The following is a 2,985-nucleotide window of genomic DNA, read 5'->3' on the forward strand; positions in this document are numbered from 1 at the left end:
GACAAAAGGGGGTACGGCGGGTTAGCGTCGCGAGAACGCCCACTTCCGTGTGGGCGGCCCACCTCCCTTTACTCGGATCGTCCGGCACGTTCCTGCCGGTGAAGGAGTCACAACAGCATGGCTACGGTCACGTACGACAAGGCTTCCCGTGTGTACCCGGGAAGCGAGAAGCCCGCCGTCGACCAGCTCGACATCGAGATCGAGGACGGCGAGTTCCTCGTCCTCGTCGGCCCCTCCGGCTGCGGCAAGTCCACCTCCCTGCGGATGCTCGCCGGGCTGGAGGACGTGAACAGCGGGGCGATCAGGATCGGTGACCGGGACGTCACCCACCTTCCGCCGAAGGACCGGGACATCGCCATGGTGTTCCAGAACTACGCGCTGTACCCGCACATGTCGGTGGCGCAGAACATGGGCTTCGCGCTCAAGATCGCCGGTGTGCCGAAGGACGAGATCCGCAAGAAGGTCGAGGACGCCGCGAGGATCCTGGACCTGACCGAGTACCTGGAGCGGAAGCCGAAGGCGCTCTCCGGTGGTCAGCGGCAGCGTGTCGCGATGGGCCGGGCGATCGTCCGGGAGCCGCAGGTGTTCCTGATGGACGAGCCGCTGTCGAACCTCGACGCCAAGCTGCGCGTGCAGACGCGTACGCAGATCGCGTCGCTGCAGCGCCGGCTGGGCATCACCACCGTGTACGTCACGCACGACCAGGTCGAGGCGATGACGATGGGCGACCGGGTCGCCGTGCTGAAGGACGGCCTGCTCCAGCAGGTGGCCTCGCCGCGCGAGATGTACGACCGGCCGAAGAACCTGTTCGTGGCGGGCTTCATCGGCTCGCCCGCGATGAACCTCGTCGAGGTGCCGATCACCGACGGCGGTGTGAAGTTCGGCAACAGTGTGGTGCCGGTGGCGCGCGAGGCCATCGCGGAAGCGGCGAACAAGGGTGACAGGTCGGTCACCGTGGGTGTCCGCCCCGAGCACTTCGACGTGGTGAACGGCGACAGCGCGCACGCGCTGAGCAAGGACGAGCCGGCCGGTCTCGCGGTGACGGTGAACGTCGTGGAGGAGCTGGGCGCGGACGCGTTCGTCTACGGCACGGCCGTGGTCGGCGGCGAGTCGAAGGACCTGGTGGTCCGGGTCGGCGGTCGCGAGGCGCCGGAGAAGGGCACGGAGATCCACGTGGTGCCGCGCAGCAGCGAGAGCCACGTGTTCTCGAGTTCCACGGGTGAGCGGCTCACCGACTGAGTTCGCGTGACGGATTGGGAGGGCCCGGTGGCGCGGAGGACGCGTCGCCGGGCCCTTCCGGCTGCCCGGCGGAGCCGACACGGAGGCGCGGACGTCAACATCGCGCCTCGGATACGCGCCGATTTATAACCCTTCGGAGTGACTTGCTGTCGTCACGCCGGTACTCCTCGCTACCATCGGCATGACCCCTTTGCGGGCTCCCGATCCGCCTCCCGTTTCCCCGGGGGCGTCCCATCACGAGGAAGACACCAGTGAATCAGGCAGCACGCCGTATCGGCAGAACTCTTGCTCTTGTCCTCCCGGTCGTCCTGGTGCTGTCCGGGACACTCGCCGTGGCCCAGGTTCCGTGGGCGACCGCGCCGACCGAGTCCCAGGTGCTGGCCTCGGCCGCCGACGAGGCGGCCAACAAGCCCGCGCGTCCCGGTGCTTCGCCGGCACCGCACGAAAGGCTGAGGGACCGGCTCATCACCGAGCTCCAGCAGGAGGACCCGGCCGTCGCCCTGACGAGCCTCCAGCGCGCGGTGGACCGCAAGCCGTCGCTGGCCGAGCACTGCATGGACATCGCCCGGGCCCTCGGCAAGGCCGCCGTCCTCAAGTACGGCGCGGAGCGCGCCCAGCAGTTCTCCCGGCCGGTGTGCGACACGTCGTTCGCCGCCGGCGTGGCCGCGACGCGTTGAGGCCCCGTCCCCGCCTAACGTGCGGGGCATGAGTCCCAGTCCGCAGACGTACCCGACGCAGGCGGTGATCCTGGCCGGCGGCCAGGGTTCCCGGCTGCGTCCGTACACCGACGACAAGCCCAAGCCGATGGTCGAGATCCCCGGGACGGGGACGCCGATCATCGGCCACCAGCTCTCCTGGCTCGCCCGCGAGGGGGTCACCGACGTGGTGATCTCCTGCGGGCATCTGGCGTCCGTCCTGGAGGCCTGGCTGGACGCGGCCGAACTCCCCCTGCGTACGCGCACGGTGGTCGAGGAGGAGCCGCTGGGCAGGGGCGGCGGCCTGCGCTTCGCGGCCGCCGCGCTGCCCCGCCCGGACGAGGACTGGTACGCCACCAACGGCGACGTGTGGACCCGCTTCGCTCTGCGGGAGATGGCCGACTTCCACGTCGAGCGCGACGCGACGGCGACGATCGCGCTCGCCCGCCCCCGGCTGCCGTGGGGCGCCGTCCGGACGGACGGCTTCGGGCACGTCGTCGACTTCATCGAGTCGCCGCCGGTGGAGTACGAGGTGAACGCCGGCGTGTACGTCCTCTCGCCGTCCTTCACCGAGCTGCTGCCGGAGCGCGGCGACCACGAACGCACGACCTTCCCGCGCCTGGCCCGCGAACGGCGGCTGGCCGGCTTCCCGTTGCCGCAGGGCGCCTACTGGCGCGCGATCGACACGGCGAAGGATCTGACGGAGGCGGCAAGGGAGTTGGCCGCCGAGGCCGCGGAGGCGCCGGGAGCCGCCGGTACGGCGGCGTAGGACCGACACCGTTCCAGCCCGGCTGTCGCTGACGTGGGTGGGCTCCGACGATGGCCGGCGCCGAACGGCCGCTGGGGCCGCGTGGCGGCCGGTGGGCCGAGTCCGGAGGGGCGCCGCGGCCGACGAGGCGACGACGGGGTGGCCGTCCCCGCTCTCCGAAGTTGTCCGGCTTCGGGCGGGCCCGAAGTGTCAGCTCCCGGCCGCTGCGGCGCGGCGAGTCCACGTGGGACGTGAGATCAGCGAGAAACGCCGCGTCCGCAGCGGTTGGGCGTGGGGCGGGGC

The 2,985-nt window shown here is 71.0% G+C and carries 3 protein-coding genes; all 3 read left to right on the forward strand.

Annotated elements, in window-relative coordinates:
* Positions 1–117 precede the first annotated feature (117 nt).
* The 3 genes from GL263_RS24360 (at position 118) to GL263_RS24370 (ending at position 2,703) form a co-directional block, all read left to right on the forward strand.
* Positions 118–1,239 carry an ABC transporter ATP-binding protein gene (locus GL263_RS24360; RefSeq protein ID WP_182857898.1) on the forward strand — a complete coding sequence of 374 codons (1,122 nt, stop codon included), beginning with the start codon at positions 118–120 and terminating at the stop codon, positions 1,237–1,239.
* Between the two features lie 251 nt (positions 1,240–1,490).
* Complete coding sequence (locus GL263_RS24365; protein ID WP_182857899.1) at positions 1,491–1,916, forward strand: hypothetical protein; 426 nt, start codon at positions 1,491–1,493, stop codon at positions 1,914–1,916.
* 28 nt (positions 1,917–1,944) lie between these two features.
* Entirely contained in the window at positions 1,945–2,703 is a 759-nt protein-coding gene (locus GL263_RS24370; RefSeq protein WP_182857900.1) for a nucleotidyltransferase family protein, read from the forward strand.
* Positions 2,704–2,985: the final 282 nt, after the last annotated feature.

Origin of the sequence: Streptomyces durbertensis, from assembly GCF_014156695.1 — a bacterium.
GTDB lineage: Bacteria > Actinomycetota > Actinomycetes > Streptomycetales > Streptomycetaceae > Streptomyces > Streptomyces durbertensis.

Excerpts from the sequence above, each read along its gene's own strand:
- GL263_RS24360 (WP_182857898.1), top strand. The coding sequence starts at position 118 with ATGGCTACGGTCACGTACGACAAGGCTTCCCGTGTGTACCCGGGAAGC.
- GL263_RS24370 (WP_182857900.1), top strand. The coding sequence starts at position 1,945 with ATGAGTCCCAGTCCGCAGACGTACCCGACGCAGGCGGTGATCCTGGCC.